Source organism: Blastococcus sp. SYSU DS1024, assembly GCF_054050795.1.
In genome coordinates this window covers 1-16115 of record NZ_JBJHAA010000002.1, presented here as the reverse complement: position 1 = coordinate 16115, position 16115 = coordinate 1, and the positions used below count along the sequence as shown (strand labels likewise).

14 protein-coding genes are annotated in these 16115 nt (G+C 74.3%); 7 read left to right on the top strand and 7 right to left on the bottom strand.

Features of this window, described 5'->3' with window-relative positions; translation table 11 throughout:
• The first annotated feature begins 77 nt into the window (after nt 1–77).
• From ACI79S_RS01835 to ACI79S_RS01820, 4 genes are all read left to right on the top strand, one after another.
• Nucleotides 78–1631 (top strand): aldehyde dehydrogenase family protein, encoded by a 1554-nt coding sequence (locus ACI79S_RS01835; RefSeq protein ID WP_456591733.1) that lies wholly within the window; start codon nt 78–80, stop codon nt 1629–1631.
• Nucleotides 1628–3250, top strand: a complete 1623-nt coding sequence (locus ACI79S_RS01830; RefSeq protein WP_456591732.1) for a GMC family oxidoreductase — start codon at nt 1628–1630, stop codon at nt 3248–3250. Before ACI79S_RS01835 ends, ACI79S_RS01830 begins: the two co-directional genes overlap by 4 nt.
• A gap of 355 nt (nt 3251–3605) precedes the next feature.
• The gene (locus ACI79S_RS01825) at nt 3606–5180 is read left to right on the top strand and encodes a DEAD/DEAH box helicase (RefSeq protein ID WP_456591731.1); all 1575 of its coding nucleotides are present in this window, start codon (nt 3606–3608) and stop codon (nt 5178–5180) included.
• Nucleotides 5181–5344: 164 nt separating this feature from the next.
• The gene (locus ACI79S_RS01820) at nt 5345–5830 is read left to right on the top strand and encodes a hypothetical protein (protein WP_456591730.1); all 486 of its coding nucleotides are present in this window, start codon (nt 5345–5347) and stop codon (nt 5828–5830) included.
• A 22-nt stretch (nt 5831–5852) separates the two neighbouring features.
• On the opposite strand, the gene ACI79S_RS01815 is transcribed toward ACI79S_RS01820, so the two are convergent.
• The 6 genes from ACI79S_RS01815 to ACI79S_RS01790 all read right to left on the bottom strand — a co-directional run bounded on the left by ACI79S_RS01815 (nt 5853) and on the right by ACI79S_RS01790 (nt 13455).
• Entirely contained in the window at nt 5853–6860 is a 1008-nt protein-coding gene (locus ACI79S_RS01815; RefSeq protein WP_456591729.1) for a sugar phosphate isomerase/epimerase family protein, read from the bottom strand.
• A gap of 25 nt (nt 6861–6885) precedes the next feature.
• Nucleotides 6886–8055: a Gfo/Idh/MocA family protein gene (locus tag ACI79S_RS01810; RefSeq protein ID WP_456591728.1), complete on the bottom strand. Its 1170-nt coding sequence runs from the start codon at nt 8053–8055 to the stop codon at nt 6886–6888.
• Between the two features lie 64 nt (nt 8056–8119).
• Nucleotides 8120–9145 (bottom strand): substrate-binding domain-containing protein, encoded by a 1026-nt coding sequence (locus ACI79S_RS01805; RefSeq protein ID WP_456591727.1) that lies wholly within the window; start codon nt 9143–9145, stop codon nt 8120–8122.
• 109 nt (nt 9146–9254) lie between these two features.
• Entirely contained in the window at nt 9255–10451 is a 1197-nt protein-coding gene (locus tag ACI79S_RS01800) for an ABC transporter permease (RefSeq protein WP_456591726.1), read from the bottom strand.
• Entirely contained in the window at nt 10448–12043 is a 1596-nt protein-coding gene (locus tag ACI79S_RS01795) for a sugar ABC transporter ATP-binding protein (protein ID WP_456591725.1), read from the bottom strand. Before ACI79S_RS01795 ends, ACI79S_RS01800 begins: the two co-directional genes overlap by 4 nt.
• A gap of 275 nt (nt 12044–12318) precedes the next feature.
• On the bottom strand, nt 12319–13455 hold the full coding sequence (locus ACI79S_RS01790; protein ID WP_456591724.1) for an ROK family protein: 1137 nt from the start codon (nt 13453–13455) through the stop codon (nt 12319–12321).
• Between the two features lie 184 nt (nt 13456–13639).
• Between ACI79S_RS01790 and ACI79S_RS01785 the strand changes: the two genes are divergently transcribed.
• Nucleotides 13640–14143 (top strand): hypothetical protein, encoded by a 504-nt coding sequence (locus ACI79S_RS01785; RefSeq protein WP_456591723.1) that lies wholly within the window; start codon nt 13640–13642, stop codon nt 14141–14143.
• On the opposite strand, the gene ACI79S_RS01780 is transcribed toward ACI79S_RS01785, so the two are convergent.
• Nucleotides 14133–14681, bottom strand: a complete 549-nt coding sequence (locus tag ACI79S_RS01780; RefSeq protein ID WP_456591722.1) for a helix-turn-helix domain-containing protein — start codon at nt 14679–14681, stop codon at nt 14133–14135. The genes ACI79S_RS01785 and ACI79S_RS01780 overlap by 11 nt on opposite strands.
• 55 nt (nt 14682–14736) lie before the next feature.
• Here ACI79S_RS01780 and ACI79S_RS01775 point away from each other — a divergent pair, with 55 nt between their 5' ends.
• Together ACI79S_RS01775 and ACI79S_RS01770 are read left to right on the top strand one after the other, a co-directional pair.
• Nucleotides 14737–15084: a hypothetical protein gene (locus ACI79S_RS01775; RefSeq protein WP_456591721.1), complete on the top strand. Its 348-nt coding sequence runs from the start codon at nt 14737–14739 to the stop codon at nt 15082–15084.
• A 1-nt stretch (nt 15085) separates the two neighbouring features.
• Nucleotides 15086–16000 (top strand): alpha/beta hydrolase family protein, encoded by a 915-nt coding sequence (locus ACI79S_RS01770; RefSeq protein ID WP_456591720.1) that lies wholly within the window; start codon nt 15086–15088, stop codon nt 15998–16000.
• Nucleotides 16001–16115: the final 115 nt, after the last annotated feature.

The following is a 16115-nucleotide window of genomic DNA, read 5'->3' as shown; positions in this document are numbered from 1 at the left end:
GACCCGTGCCGGCCTCCCGTCCCCGACCGGGCGAACCCCCGCGCGGGTGTCTGTGACTCGCGGGTAACGTGCGCCACATGTCGCTCGCCGAGCAGATGGACACGGTCACCGGCTCCACCGCGGGAACGGTCGGCCGGCACACCACCACCGAGACCTTCGAGTCGACGGCGCCGGCCACCGGCGCGGTCGTCGGCGTCTTCCCGGTGCACGACGAGGCCGCCGTCGGCGAGACCGTCGCGCGCGCCCGCGTCGCCGCGCAGCAGTGGGCGGCGCTGGGCTTCGACGGCCGCAAGGAGCGGCTCTCGGCCTACCGCGGCTACCTGGCCCGGCGCATGCACGAGCTCGCCGACCTGGTGCACCGGGAGAACGGCAAGCCGCACGCCGACGCCATCCTCGAGATCACCCTCGCCGTCGACCACCTGGCCTGGGCCGCCGGGCACGCGCGCAAGGCGCTCGGGCCGCGCCGCGTCGCCCCGGGGCTGCTCGCCGCCAACCACGCGGCCTACCTCGAGTACCAGCCGCTGGGCGTCGTCGGCGTGATCGGCCCGTGGAACTACCCGGTGTTCACGCCGATGGGTTCGATCGCCTACGCGCTGGCCGCCGGCAACGCCGTCGTCTTCAAGCCCTCCGAGTACACGCCGGCCGTCGGCGCCTGGCTGGCCGCCGCCTGGCGGGCCGCCGTCCCGGACTGCGCCGACGCCTTCCAGGTCGTCACCGGCTTCGGGGCCACCGGCGCCGCGCTGTGCCGGGTGCCGGTCGACAAGCTCGCCTTCACCGGCTCCGCGGCGACCGGCAGGAAGGTCATGGCCGCCTGCGCGGAGACCCTCACCCCGGTGCTCATGGAGCTCGGCGGCAAGGACGCGATGATCGTCGACGACGACGCCGACGTGGCCGCCGCCGCGGACGCGGCCGTCTGGGGCGCGATGAGCAACGGCGGCCAGACCTGCATCGGCATCGAGCGGGTGTACGCCACCGAGGCGGTCTACGACCGCTTCGTGGCAGCGGTCACCGCCCAGGTGCGCACCCTGCGGCCGGGCGCCGACGGCGAGGCGGCCTACGGCCCGATGACCATGCCCGGGCAGATCGACGTGGTCCGCTCGCACGTCGCCGACGCCGAGTCCGCCGGCGCCCGGGTGGTCACCGGCGGCACCGACGCCGCGGCGTTCCCCGCCGCGGGGTACGTGGCGCCCACCGTGCTGCTCGACGTGCCCGAGGACGCGGCGGCGATCCGCGAGGAGACCTTCGGCCCGACGCTCACCATCACGAAGGTGCGCGACGCCGAGGAGGCGCTGCAGCGGGCGAACGACACGACCTACGGCCTGGCCGGGGCGATCTTCTCCGCGTCCAAGGAGAAGGCGATGGACCTCGCCCGCCGGATGCGCAGCGGCATGACCTCGATCAACTCGGTGCTCACCTTCGCCTCGGTCCCCGCCCTGCCCTTCGGCGGGGTGGGCGACTCCGGCTTCGGCCGCATCCACGGCGAGGACGGGCTGAAGGAGTTCACCCGCGCCAAGGCCATCACCCGCCAGCGGGTGCCGCTGCCGGTGAACCTGATGAGCTTCGGCCGGCCCGCGAACGCCGCCGACGCGCTCGCCCGGGTCATGGGCATGGTGCACGGGCGGCACCGGTGAGCGCGGCGGCGGGCGTGGAGGAGTTCGACGTCGTCGTCGTCGGCGCCGGCTCGGCCGGCAGCGCGGTGGCCGGGCGGCTCTCCGAGGACCCGACGCTGCGCGTGCTCGTGCTCGAGGCCGGCGGCGCCGACGACGTGCTCGAGGTGAAGATCCCCGCCGGCCTCTACAAGGTCTGGCGCACCCGGCACGACTGGAACTACACGACCGACGGGCAGCCGGGCCTCGGCGGCCGGAAGCTGTTCTGGCCGCGGGGCAAGCTGCTCGGCGGCTCGTCGTCGATCAACGCGATGATCTACATCCGCGGCGCCCGGGCCGACTACGACGAGTGGGCCGAGCTGACCGGCGACCCGTCGTGGTCCTACGAGCAGGTGCTGCCGCTGTTCCGGCGGATGGAGGACAACGCCCGCGGCGCCGACCCGTGGCACGGGGTCGGCGGCCCGCTGCGTGTGGAGGACCTGCGCTCGCCGCACCCGTGGACGACGGCGGTCGTGGAGGCCGCGGTGGCCAGCGGCTACCCGCGCAACCCCGACTTCAACGGCGCCACGCAGGAGGGCGTCGGCCAGTACCAGGTGACGCAGAAGCGCGGCCGCCGCTGGTCGGCCGCCGACGCCTACCTGCGCCCCGCCGCCGGCCGCGCGAACCTGACCGTCCGCACCGGGGCGCTGACCACCCGGGTGCTGGTCGAGGACGGGCGGGCCACCGGGGTCGAGTACCGCTGCGGCGGCCGGCTGCACACGGTGCGCGCCACCCGGGAGGTGGTGCTCTCCGGCGGCGCGGTCAACTCCCCGCAGCTGCTCATGCTCTCCGGCATCGGCCCGGCCGACCACCTGCGCGAGGTCGGCGTCGACGTCGTCCACGACCTGCCGGGGGTGGGTGCCGGCCTGCAGGACCACCCGCTGGTGCCGGTCATCTGGAACGTGCGCTCGGGCAGGTCGCTGCGGCTGGCCGAGACGCCGGTCAACCTCGCGAAGTGGAAGGCGGCCGGTCGCGGGCCGCTCACCTCCAACCTCGCCGAGGCGGGCCTCTTCACCCGCTCGAACCCGGAGCTCGCCGAGCCGGACCTGCAGATGCACTTCCTGCCGGTGAAGTTCTGGAAGCAGGCCGAGGTCGACCCCGACGCCGAGGCGTTCACCTCGGCCGTCGTGCTGGTGCGGGTGCACTCGCGCGGCTCGGTGCGGCTGCGCTCGGCCGACCCGACGTGGGCCCCGGCCATCGACGCCGGCTACCTCACCGACGAGCGGGACCTGGACGCGCTGGTCTCCGGCGTCGAAAAGGCGCGGGAGATCGCCACGGCGGCTCCGCTCGCGTCGGTGCTGGCCGAGGAGTGGTCGCCCGGCGGCACGGTGCACGGGCGGGAGGCGCTGCGGCAGAAGGTGCGCGACACCCTCGAGTCGCTGTACCACCCGGTGTCCTCCTGCCGGATGGGCACCGACCCGCTGGCCGTCGTGGACCCGCAGCTGCGGGTGCGCGGCATCGAGGGGCTGCGGGTGGTGGACGCCTCGGTCATGCCGACGCTGGTGCGCGGCAACACCAACGCGCCGACGATCATGATCGCCGAGCGGGCGGCCGACCTGATCCTGGGCCGCTCCCCCGCGGCGCAGCTCACCGCCGCCGGCTGACCCCACCCCTTCCCCGGCACAGGAGGCTGCGCCTCCGTCTCGCGGCCCCGAACCGCAGGGAGAGCCTCCTGTGCCCGGGGGTGCGCAGCGTCCTCTCGCTCACCCGATGTGACCTGACACTCCCTCCCGGTGGGACCACACGGCGGCCGGGTCTGGTTGAGTGGTGTGTACCGGCGCCGCCCTCGCTCATCCGGAGCGGCAGGAATCGACGTCGGGCTGAGGCTGCGCCACCTTGGTGCGCCCGGCTGACCGACGTCTCGCCGACGATGCGAGCCCGCCCTGCCGAACGTGCAGGTGCGCCGGCGCTCGCTCGACTGCGGTGCTCGCGCAGCCACTCGAGCGTCGAAGGACTCCATTGACCTCCACCCAGAACACCCCCGCCCCGACCGAGGGCGGCCCCCGCCGCCGTCGTGGCGGCCGCGGCCGCGGCACCCGCCCGGCCGGCGAGCAGCAGAACCAGAACCACCCGGCGCCCGCCGCCGCCCCCGCGCCGGTCGTCGTGCCCGTCGGGGCCGACGCGACCGTCCTGCCCACCGACACCACCTTCGCCGCCCTCGGCGTCCCCGCGCCGATGGTGGAGGTGCTCGCGGCCAGCGGCATCACCGCGCCCTTCCCGATCCAGGTCGCCACGCTGCCCGACAGCCTGGCCGGCCGCGACGTGCTCGGCCGCGGCCGCACCGGCTCGGGCAAGACGCTGGCCTTCGGCATCCCGCTCGTCGCCCGGCTCGCCGCCTCCGGCACCCGCCGCCAGGCCAAGCGCCCGCGCGCGCTGGTGCTCGTGCCGACCCGTGAGCTGGCCAACCAGGTCTTCGCCGTCGTCGACCCGCTGGCCCGGGCGCTGGGCATGTCGGCGACCACCATCTTCGGTGGGGTCGGCCAGAACCCGCAGGTCCAGGCGCTGGCCAAGGGCGTCGACATCGTCATCGCCTGCCCCGGCCGGCTCGAGGACCTGATCGGTCAGGGCCACTGCGACCTGGGCGCCATCGAGGTGACCATCCTCGACGAGGCCGACCACATGGCCGACCTGGGCTTCCTGCCCGGCGTCAAGCGGATCATGGACCGCACCCCGAAGGTCGGGCAGCGGATGCTCTTCTCGGCCACCCTCGACAACGGCGTCGACGTGCTGGTCAAGCGCTACCTGAGCAACCCGACGACCCACTCGGTCGACCCCGCGGTGGCGCCGGTGAGCACCATGACCCACCACGTGTTCCACGTCCAGAGCGCGGACAAGGCCGAGGTCGTGCGCCAGCTCGCTTCCGGCCTGGGCCGCAGCGTGCTGTTCACCCGCACCAAGCACCAGGCCAAGAAGCTGGCCAAGCAGCTCACCGCGTCGGGCATCCCGGCCGTCGACCTGCACGGCAACCTCAGCCAGAACGCCCGTGAGCGCAACCTCGAGGCGTTCAGCAACGGCTCCAGCCGGGTGCTGTGCGCGACCGACATCGCCGCCCGGGGCATCCACGTCGACGACGTCGCGCTGGTCGTGCACGTCGACCCGCCGACCGAGCACAAGGCCTACCTGCACCGCTCGGGCCGCACCGCCCGCGCCGGGGCCGGCGGCACGGTGGTCACCATCACGACCCCCGACATGGTCGGCGAGGTGCGCACCCTGACCCGCCAGGCCGGGATCTCCCCGATCGTCAGCCAGGTGCGCCCCGGGGCCGAGCAGATCGCCGAGCTCGCCGGTCCGCCGGCGCCGCACGTCGAGCCGGCTCCGGCGCCCGAGCCGCAGCCGCAGGGTCAGGGCGGCGGCCGGCGTCGTCGGGGCGGCTCCGGCGGTGGGGCCCCCGCGGCCGCCAAGGCTCCGGCCGGTGGCTCCCGCGGCGGCTCGGGGCGGGCCTCCGGTCCCGCCCGCACCCGCGCCGAGCTGGCCGCGCGGGCCGGGACGACCTCGGCCGCCTCGTTCAGCTCGCGGTCCCGCCGGGGTCGCTGACCCCTGCCGCGGCGGCACCGGCACGGTGCCGCCGCGGTGGAGCCGTCGACGGTTGGCTCGCGGGTCGCTGGGCACTGGACTGCCCGTCCGTCGGATCCGACGCTCGTCCGGCGCGGGCCGACGACGACGTCCGCGCCAGGCGCACCGCACCCGGAGGAGGCACCGTGCCCCGATCGCCCCGTCCCCCGTTCCACCGGCGCCAGGTCACGGCGGCCGCCATCGCCGTCGGGCTGGGCCTGCTCACCGGCTGCGGGGGGACCGGCTCCACGGAGGACGCGGTGCCGACCGATACGGCACCGGGGCTGCCGACCCAGCCCGGTGACTCCGGGCGTGGCGGCTCGGCGCCGGCGACCCCCACGGGGGTCGAGACCGACGTCCTCACCGAGACCGTCCGGCTCGAGGACGGCGGCATCATCATGCCGACCCAGCTCGCGGCGGGGCCCTACGAGATGGAGGTCGTCAACGAGGGCGGGCAGGAGCACGACCTCTCCGTCGAGCGCGACGGGGAGCAGGTCGCGACCACCGGCCTGATCCGGCCAGGGCTGACCGGCACCCTCACCGTCACCCTGGAGCCCGGCGAGTACGTCTTCTACTCCTCGCAGCGCGACGACCGGGAACGGGGCATCGAGGTCGCCGTCCAGGTGGAGTGACCCTGCCTGGCGCCGCCGGAGCTCAGCCGCCGCTGGCGAAGGCGGCGTCGAAGGCGGCGGACGGCGGGTCGAACGCCAGCCGGCGGACGAACTCCAGCGCCTCGGGGGCACCGACGAGCCGGTCCATGCCGGCGTCCTCCCACTCCACCGAGATCGGCCCGGCGTAGCCGATGGTGTTGAGCATGCGGAAGCAGGCCTCCCACGGGACGTCGCCGTGCCCGGTGGAGACGAAGTCCCAGCCGCGCCGCGGGTCGGCCCACGGCAGGTGCGAGCCCATCCGTCCGTTGCGGCCGTTGCCCACCTGCTTCTTCGCGTCCTTGCAGTCGACGTGGTAGATCCGGTCCTTGAAGTCCCAGAGGAACCCGACCGGGTCCAGGTCCTGCCACACGAAGTGCGACGGGTCCCAGTTCAGCCCGAACGCCTCCCGGTGCCCGATCGCCTCCAGGGTGCGCACCGTCGTCCAGTAGTCGTAGGCGATCTCCGACGGGTGCACCTCGTGCGCGAACCGCACACCCACCTCGTCGAAGACGTCCAGGATCGGGTTCCACCGGTCGGCGAAGTCGCGGTACCCGTCCTCGATCATCGACTCGGGCACCGGCGGGAACATCGCCACGGTCTTCCAGATCTTGCTGCCGGTGAACCCGACGACGACGTCGACGCCGAGCTTGGCCGCCGCGCGGGCGGTCAGCTTCATCTCCTCCGCGGCGCGCTGCCGCACGCCCTCGGGGTCGCCGTCGCCCCAGACACGCGGGTGCACCATGCCGCGGTGCCGCTCGTCGATCGGGTCGTCGCAGACGGCCTGGCCGTTGAGGTGGTTGGAGATCGCGAAGACCTTCAGGCCGTGCTTCTCCAGCATCGCCTGCTTGTCGGCGACGTAGGAGTCGTCGTTCGCGGCGCGCTCGACGTCGAGGTGGTCGCCCCAGCAGGCGATCTCCAGGCCGTCGTAGCCCCAACCGGAGGCCAGCCGGCACATCTCCTCGAAGGGGAGGTCGGCCCACTGGCCGGTGAAGAGGGTGACGGGACGGGGCATCAGGCGTCTCCTCGCAGGTGAGTGGTCATGAGGGGATCTCGGTCCAGGTGGAGCGGTCCGCGGCGCTGCGCTCGACGGCGTCGAGCACCCGCTGGACCTGCAGGCCGTCGGCGAACGAGGGGGCCGGGTCCTCCCCCGCCCCGATGGCGGTGACCAGGTCGACGACCTGGTGGGTGAAGCCGTGCTCGTAGCCCAGGCCGTGCCCGGCCGGCCACCACGCGGCGACGTAGGGGTGCTCCGGCTCGGTCACGATGATCCGCCGGAAGCCGGCGGTCTCGGCCGGCTCGGTGCCGTCGAAGAAGTGCAGGACGTTCATGTCCTCGAAGTCGAAGGCCAGGCTGCCGGCCGAGCCGTTGATCTCGATCCGGATGCCGTTCTTGCGGCCGAGGGCGAACCGGGTCGCCTCGAACACGCCGAGGGCTCCCCCGGCGAACCGGCCCAGGAACACGGCGGCGTCGTCGACGGTCACCTGCCCCATCTCGGAGCCGCCGACCCCGCCCAGCTTCCCGGTCTCGGTCGGCAGCGGGCGCTCGGTCACGAACGTCTCCAGGGTCGCGCTGACCCCGGTGAGCGTCTGGCCGGTGATGTACTGCGTCAGGTCCACCACGTGCGCGCCGATGTCGCCCAGTGCGCCGGAGCCGGCCTTGTCCTTCTCCAGCCGCCACGACATCGGCGCGGACGCATCGGCGATCCAGTCCTGCAGGTACTGCGCGCGGACGTGCCGGATCTGACCGAGCCGGCCCTCGGCGACCAGCTTCCTGGCCAGCCCGATCGCGGGCACCCGCCGGTAGGTGAAGCCGACCATCGACCGGACGCCGCGGGTCGCGGCCTTCGCCGCCGCCTCGGCCATCGCCTCGGCCTCGGCCACCGTGTTGGCCAGCGGCTTCTCGCACAGCACGTGCTTGCCGGCCTCCAGCGCCGCGATCGCGATCTCGGCGTGGGTGTTGCCGGGCGTGCAGACGTCGACCAGGTCGACGTCCTCGCGCTCGACGACGCGGTGCCAGTCGGTCTCGGTGCTCGACCAGCCCAGCTTGCCGGCGGCCTCGGCGACCTTGGCGGCGTCCCGCCCGGCCAGCACGGTCAGCTCCGGCCGCAGCGGCAGGTCGAAGAAGTGGGGGGCGGTGCGCCACGCGTGCGAGTGCGCGGCGCCCATGAAGGCGTAGCCGATCAGGCCGACGCCGAGGGTGCGGGTCATCTGCTTCTCCCAGCGGGGGTGGAGCAGCGGGGGAACGCGCTCGCTCCCCCGCTGCTCCGTCGGATCAGGACTCGAACGCGCGGTCGATGTACTCGTCGACGTTCTCGGCCGTGACGACCGGCGCGTTGAGCACGATCTCCCGCGGCACCTCGGGCGACACCAGGTCCGACATCGACTTGCCCTGCGCGATCAGCCGGGCCAGGCGGATGCCGTCGGCGGCCTGGGTGTGCGGGTAGATGACGGTCGCCTGCAGCACCGAGTCGCCGGACTGGATCTCCCGCATGGCGTTCGCCGAGCCGGCGCCGCCGACCATGACGAACTCGTCGCGGCCCGCGTTCTCGATCGCGGCCAGGACGCCGACGCCCTGGTCGTCGTCGTGGTTCCAGAGGGCGTCGATCTGCGGCGCGGCCTGGAGCAGGTTGGCCGCGGCCTCCTCGCCGCCCTCCACCGTGAAGTCCGCCGCGACCCGGTTGTCGACGTCGAGCCCGCAGTCGGCGAGCGCGTCGGCGAAGCCCTGGCTGCGCTCCTGGGTGAGCGGCAGCGAGTCGATGCCGGCGATCTCGGCGACGACCGCGTCGGGGTTGTCACCCACCTGCTCGCAGATGTACGTGCCGGCGGAGACGCCCATCCCGTAGTTGTCGCCCAGCACCGTGGCGCGGGCGGCGAACGGGCTGTTGAACTCGCGGTCGACGTTGATGACCGGGATGCCGGCCTCCATCGCCTGCAGCGCCACCGGCGTCATGGCGGCGCCGTCGAAGGGCAGCAGCACGATCGCGTCGACCCCCTCGTTGATGAAGGTCTCCACCTGGCTGATCTGGGTGCTGACGTCGTTGGTGCCCTCGGCGATGATCATGTCGATGTCCTCGTACTCGCCGGCCGCGTCCTGCGCCGCCTCCGAGATGCCGGCCATCCAGCCGTGGTCGGCGGCCGGGGCCGAGAAGCCGATCCGGACGGTCTCGCCGGTCTCGTCGTTGGAGCTGGCCGCGTTGGCGCCGGCGCCACCGCCGCCGCCGCCGGTGCTCTCCGGCTCGTTGCTGGTGCAGCCGGCGACGAGCACGCCGGCGCCGGCCAGGGCGACCGCGGTGGACATCAGGCGACGATAGGGGCGCTGCCTCGCTGCAGACATGTTTCTCTCCTCGGTGTGCCTTCTCCGGCGGGTCGCCGGCAGGTGCTGGTGGGTGGGACGGGTGGTGGGCTGGTCAGGGGGTGGGGCCGGCGCCGGGCCGGGCTCCGCCGGGGGCGCCGGACACGCTCGAGCCGCCGGACACCGCGCCCGCCGGGGTGCCCCCGGCGACCGGGCCGTCGGACGACGACTCGCCGCCGCCCGACCTGCGGAACAGCCGGCCGAACCCGCCTCCGCCGCCCTCGGCCAGCCGCATCTGCAGCAGGACGGCGACCACGATGATCACGCCGCGCGCGACGGCCTGGACCGAGCTGGACAGGTTGTTGAGCGTGAAGATGTTGCCGAGCGTGACGAAGATCAGCACGCCCAGGACGGTGCCGACGATCGTGCCGCGGCCACCGGTGAGCAGGGTGCCGCCGATGACGACGGCGGCGATCACCTCGAGCTCCAGCAGCGTGCCGTGGGTCGAGCTGCCGGTCGTCGTCCGCGCCATGAGCATCACCGCGGCGATGCCGCAGGTGATGCCGGAGAGCACGTAGAGCTTGAGGGTGTGCCACTGCACGCGGATGCCGGCCAGCCGGGCGGCCTCGGCGTTGCCACCGACGGCGAAGGTGTGCCGGCCGAACGTCGTGCGGTTGAGCAGGATCCAGCCGGCGATCGACACGAGCGCCCAGATGATCACCAGCATCGGGACGCCCAGGACGTCGCCCCCGAAGAAGTCGAGGAAGCCGTCGTTCTGCACGATCTGGGTCCGGCGGTTGGCGATGATCTCGGCCAGACCCCGCGCCGCGGCGAGCATGGCCAGGGTCGCGATGAAGGCCACCAGCCGCCCGTAGGCGATGACGATCCCGTTGACCAGGCCCGCTCCGGCGCCCACCGCGATCGCCGTGAACACCATGACGATCCAGTGGAAGTCCCCGGCCATCTGCTGGGTGGCCAGCGTGGTCGCCCAGACCGACGAGAGCGCGACCAGCGCGCCGACCGACAGGTCGATGCCGCCGCCGATGATCACGAAGGTCATGCCAATGCTGACGACGCCGACGACCGCCGCCAGCCGCAGGATGGTCAGGACGTTGTCGATGTCCACGAACCGTTCCGGCGCGGTGACCGCCCCCACGATGCAGAGGAGGGCCAGGGCCACGACGAGGCCGACCAGGGGCCCCGCCGACCCGGCCATGAAGCCAGGGCCCTTGCCGTTCCCGCCCTCGGGCGCGCGGTCCTTCGAGGGCGCGGGTGCGCCCGCTCCCTCGGTCGTCGCGGTGCTGCCGGTCATGCCACGTCCCCTTCGTGCTGCTGTGCGGTGGCGTGCTGCCGGTCGCCGCGCGGGCGCGGGCCGACCGTTCCCTCCATGACGAGGTCGAGCACGGCGTGCTCGTCGAGCGCGTCGGCCGGCTGCTCGGCGACGACCGATCCGTCGGAGATCACCAGCACCCGCTCGGCGAGGCCGAGGACCTCGGGGATCTCGCTGGAGACGACGACGACGGCGACCCCGCGGTCGGCCAGCTCGCGGATCAGCGCGTAGATCTCCGAGCGCGCCCCGACGTCCACACCGCGGGTCGGCTCGTCGAGGAGCAGGACCCGGCAGTCGCGCAGCAGCCAGCGGGCGAGCACGACCTTCTGCTGGTTGCCGCCCGACAGCGTCCGCACCTCTCGGTCCACGTCGGCCGGACGGACGTCGAGGGCCTGGACCTGCTCGCGCGCGGCGTCCTTCTCGGCGCCGCCGGAGAGGAAGCCGCCGCGGGCGAAGCGCGCCAGGCTGGCGATGCTGATGTTGCGGTAGACGGCGTCGCCCAGGAGCAGCGCCTGGCTCTTGCGTTCCTCCGGGGCCAGCCCCACCCCGGCCTGCACCGCGGCGGCGACGCTGCCCGGGCGCAGTCGCTTCCCCGCCACGGAGACGGTGCCGCCGGTCGCCTTGCGCGCCCCGTAGACCGTCTCGAGGATCTCCGACCGGCCGGAGCCGACGAGCCCGGCGAGGCCGACCACCTCCCCCGGCGCCACGTCGAACGAGACGCCCCGGAACGTGCCGTGCAGGCTCAGGTCGCGCACCGAGAGCAGCGGCTCCGCCGCGGGAACCGCCCGGCGCTCGGGGAAGACGTACTCGATGTCGCGGCCGGTCATCAGCTCGATCACCTGGCGGGTGGAGGTGTCCCGCACCGGCAGCCCGGTGGCCACGGTGCGCCCGTCCTTGAGCACGGTGATCCGGTCGCCGACCTCGCGGATCTCCTCCAGCCGGTGGGAGATGTAGACGACCGCGACGCCGTCGCGGGTCAGGTCGCGGATGACCTCGAACAGGTGCTGGACCTCTTCGTTGTCCAGGACGGCCGAGGGCTCGTCCATGACGATCAGCTTCGCGTCCTGGGACAGCGCCCGGGCGATGCTGACCATCTGCTGCGCGGCTGCGGGGAGCGAGCCGACCTCGGCGGTCGGGCGGATCTCCGGGTGGCCGAGGCGGGCCAGCAGCTTCCCGGCGGCCTCGTTCGCCGGCGCCGGACGGGCCAGGCCGAACCGCGTGCGCTCGCGCCCGAGGAAGATGTTGTCGGCCACGGTGAGGCCGGCGACCAGGTCGAGCTCCTGGTAGATGGTGGCGATCCCGTGCTTCATCGCCGCCTGCGGGTTGGTCAGCGCGACCGGCTCGCCCCGCCACTCGATCCGGCCGCCGTCGGGCTGGTGCGCCCCGGCGAGCACCTTGATCAACGTCGACTTGCCGGCGCCGTTCTGCCCGAGCAGGCAGTGCACCTCGCCGGCGCGCACGTCCAGGTCCACGCCGTCGAGCGCGCGCACCCCCGGGAACGTCTTGACGATGCCGTGCATCGCCAGCAGCGGCGCGCCTCCCGCCCCGTCGTGCCCCACCGGCGCACCGGCCACCGCACCCACCTCCGGCACTTTTGCTCACCACTGATCATTAGTCCGTTGAGGGAGCAACATATGTGGCGGGTCACAGGGGGTCAAGAATCCGGGCGCTGGTTACCGAACCGAGACCCTTTACGTCGTCGATCTCCGGCCGAGTTCCCGGAAGTCGGCCGCCGATCGCGCCGATAGAGCCCCACTTCCCCGAAGACGCGGCCGGGCGGGCGGCCGGGCGGGCGTGCGGGCGTGCGGGCGTGCGGCCGGGCGGGTGGGCAGCCGGGGCCGGGGTCCGGTCAGCGCGCGAGGGCCTGGACCGACTCCTCGTCGAGGAACTCCTCGATCGCCATGAGCGCGGCGCCGACGCGGCCGGAGAGCTCGGGGGCCTCGCTCACCGTGATCTCCAGGGCCCGGGCGGCCAGCGGCATCGAACGGCGGTAGACGGCCTCCCGGATGCCCGCGAGCAGCGGGACGCCGGCCTGCGCCACACCCCCGGTCATGACGATGCGGTGCGGGTTGAAGAAGTTGACCAGCGCGGCGAGCACCGTGCCGATCGTGCGCCCGGCGCCGCGGACCAGCTCCAGCGCCACGCCGTCCCCCTGGGCGGCGAGCCGCACGACCTCGCGGACGGACTCGACCGGCAGCCCCGCGGCGACCGCGTCCCGCAGCAGCGCGCCGCCGCCGGCGATCGCCTCCAGGCAGTTCTCCTGCCCGCACCGGCACACGACGGTGCGACCGTCGGGCTGGGCGACGTGGATGTGCCCGATGTCGCCGGCGCTGCCCTGCGCACCCCGGTACACCCGCCCGTCGACGATCACGCCGCAGCCGATGCCGGTCCCCACCTTGACGACCAGCACGTCCTGCACGGAGCCGGCGACGCCGATCTCCCCCAGTGCCATGACGTTCACGTCGTTGTCGACGTAGACCGGGCACTCGTACCGGCCGAACGCGCTGGGGATCGGGTGGTCGTGCCAGCCCGGCATGATCGGCGGGTGCGAGGGCCGCCCGGTCGAGAACTCCACCGGACCGGGCACCCCCACGCCGACCGCGCAGACGTCGCCCACCGTGAGCCCCGCCTCGGCGAGCCCCTGCTGGGCCAGCCGGTCGACCTCCGCCAGCACCGGCCCGGGGCCGTCGGCGATGTCGATCGGGTGGCCGACGGTCGCGAGGATCTGGGCGGACAGGTCGGTGACGGCGACGTCGACGCTGGTCACCCCGAGGTCGACGGCGATCACGCAGCCGGCGCCGCTGTTGAAGCGCAGCAGCGTCGGGGGACGGCCGCCGGTGCTCCAGCCGCGCCCGCCCTCTTCCAGCAGGTTCGCGGCGATGAGCTGGTCGACCCGCGCGCTCACCGTGTTCCGGGAGGCACCCGTCAGCGCCACCAGGTCCGCCCGGCTCCGGGCACGCCCGGTCCGCACGTGACGCAGCAGCACGCCGGCAGACGCAGAGGAGGACGCCACGCCGTCATAGTGGCACGCCGCACCCGCACCGCCGGTGGCGCCGAGTAGCCGCACGTGCACGACGGCCCCGGGGTTGCCCCACGGTGTGCGGGGGCACTGATCCGGTCATGCTGGTTGAGCACTTCACCAGCTTCCCCGACCAGAGAGGTGTGCTCCCGTGGGTCTGCCCATCACCCTGTCCGAGATCCCACCCCGGATCTCCGCCGGCGCCTTCATCCTCAACAGCGGCCTCGGCAAGCGCGGTGCCGACGAGCAGGCGGCGGCCGGCATGCACGGCTTCGCCAGCGGCACGTACCCGTTCCTCGCGCGGATGGAGCCGCAGCAGTTCGCGAAGGCGCTGTCCACCGCCGAGATCGCCATCGGCGCGGCGCTGCTGACGCCGTTCGTGCCCACCGCCGTCGCCGGCGCCGCGCTCACCGCCTTCTCCGGCGGGCTGCTCGGGCTCTACCTGAAGACGCCGGGCATGCGGAAGGAGGGCAGCCTCGCCCCCACCGAGCAGGGGCTGTCGATCGCCAAGGACAGCTGGCTGCTCGGCATCGGCATCGGCATGCTGGTGCGCGGCACCGTCGACCGCGAACCGCGGCGGGTGCGCAAGGCGGCGAAGACGCTCGACAAGGCCAACAAGCGGGCCGCGAAGGCCCGTCGCCGCCTCAGCGACTGACCTCCCCGGGGGTCTCGTCCCCGGGCAGGTTCACCAGGCCGACCAGCCGGCGCCGGCGCCCGTCGCCGGGCCGGTTGGCCAGCCGCGCCTGCAGCACCCCGCGGAGATCGGAGAGCAGCTCGCCGAACTCGGCGTCGGTGAGCCAGAGGCCGACCTGGCGGTAACCGACCCCGTCGCGCACCAGGTCGGGCTCCCCGCGGGCCAGGTAGCGGTCGAAGTCCGCCAGCAGCGAGGCGACGAACGTGGTGAACGCCCGCCGGTGGTCCTCGCCCGTCATGGCGGCGAGGTCGTCGGCCGACACCTCCGCCGCCGCCGGCACCAGGCGGTAGCTGCGCTCCGCGGCGCCGCGTACCTTCCGCTCCCCCACCACCTCGAGCACCCCGGCGTCGGCGAGGACACCGACGTGCCGGTACAGCGACGCGACCGGGACGTCGGGGAGCGCGGAGCGCACCTCCCCCGTGGTGAGCGTGCGCCCGCCCAGGAATGCCTGCACCACGCGCAGCCGGACGGGGTGCAGCAGCAGGTCGACCGAGTTCACGAGCTCACCGTTCTCACGCTTGACAACAGTCTCACGTCTGAGAATAGTGACCGGCATGGCCACGCTGCAACTGACACCGTCGACCGTCGCGGTGCACCTCACCCTCGGCGAGAAGATCGCCGGCCTCCTGCGGGACGTGGAGGTACCGCGCTCGGCGGTCCGCTCGGCCGAGGTCGTGCCCGACCCCCTGCCGGCCACGCGCGGCCTGCGCGCCCCCGGCCTGGCCCTCCCCGGCGCCCGGAAGATCGGCACCTGGCGGCGCCCCGGCGAGCGCACGCTGGTCTGCGTGCGCCGGGGGCAGCCGGCGGTCCGCGTCCGCCTCGCGGGCCAGCGGTACGACACCCTGCTCGTCGGCACCGACGACGCCCCGGCCGTGGCCGCCGCGCTGCACCCGGTCGGCTGACGTGCGCGACGCCCCGGTCCAGGTCCCCGGCGCCGCCCCGCTCGCCGGCACCCTCACGCTCCCCGGCGCGGCACCGCCCGTGCCCGCCGTCCTGCTGGCGTCCGGCTCCGGCCCGCTCGACCGCGACTCGAACCACCGGCGCGCCCGCTTCGACGTCACCCGCCAGCTGGCCCGCGCCCTGGCCGAGGCGGGCATCGCCTCGCTGCGCTACGACAAGCGCGGGGTCGGCGGCAGCCCGGGTGACTGGCGGGCCACCGGTCTGCACGACAACGTCGAGGACCTGGCCGCCGCGCTCGAAGCCCTGCGCGCCCGGCCGGAGGTCGACCCGGACCGGGTGCTGCTCGCCGGGCACAGCGAGGGGGCGATCCTCGCGGCGTCGCTCGCCGCCCGCGGCGCGCCCGTGGCCGGGCTGGTGCTGCTCGCCATGAGCGCCACCCGCGGCGAGGAGCTCCTGCGGTGGCAGGCGCGGCAGATCACGCCGACCCTCCCGGCGCCGGTGCGCCTCCTGCTCCGCCTCCTGCGCACCGACCTGGAGGCGAAGGTCGCGGCCAACCACGCGCGGATCAAGGCCACGACCACCGACGTCGCCCGCATCGGCGGCGCCCGGGTCAACGCCCGGTGGACCCGGGAGTTCCTGGCGCACGACCCGCGGGACGACCTCGCCCGGATCACGGTCCCGGTCCTGGCGGTCACCGGCGCCAAGGACCTGCAGGTGCGGCCGGAGGACCTGGCGGTGGTCGCGGCGGTGGCCGGCGGCCCGGTCGAGACCCACTTCGTCCCCGACGTCACGCACACCCTGCGGCGGCAGCCGGGGCCGGCTTCGCTGAGCGCCTACCGGAAGGAGCTGCGCTCCCCGGTGGACGGGGAGGTGCTCAGCACCGTCGTGGACTGGTGCCGGCGGACCACCCGCCCCTGAACGCGGGACGGGGGGGGGGGGGGGGGGGGGGGGCGGGGGGGGGGGGCGGCGGGGGGGGGGGGGGCGGGGGGGGGGGCGGGGGGGGGGGGGTGGCGGCCGTGGCGGGGGGGGCGGG

Bases quoted from the DNA above. Each gene is read 5' to 3' on its own strand.
- ACI79S_RS01775 (WP_456591721.1), top strand. From the start codon at position 14,737: ATGGCCACGCTGCAACTGACACCGTCGACCGTCGCGGTGCACCTCACC.
- ACI79S_RS01815 (WP_456591729.1), bottom strand. From the start codon at position 6,860: ATGCCCCGTCCCGTCACCCTCTTCACCGGCCAGTGGGCCGACCTCCCC.
- ACI79S_RS01805 (WP_456591727.1), bottom strand. From the start codon at position 9,145: ATGTCCACCGCGGTCGCCCTGGCCGGCGCCGGCGTGCTCGTCGCCGGC.
- ACI79S_RS01835 (WP_456591733.1), top strand. From the start codon at position 78: ATGTCGCTCGCCGAGCAGATGGACACGGTCACCGGCTCCACCGCGGGA.
- ACI79S_RS01810 (WP_456591728.1), bottom strand. From the start codon at position 8,055: ATGACCCGCACCCTCGGCGTCGGCCTGATCGGCTACGCCTTCATGGGC.
- ACI79S_RS01800 (WP_456591726.1), bottom strand. From the start codon at position 10,451: ATGACCGGCAGCACCGCGACGACCGAGGGAGCGGGCGCACCCGCGCCC.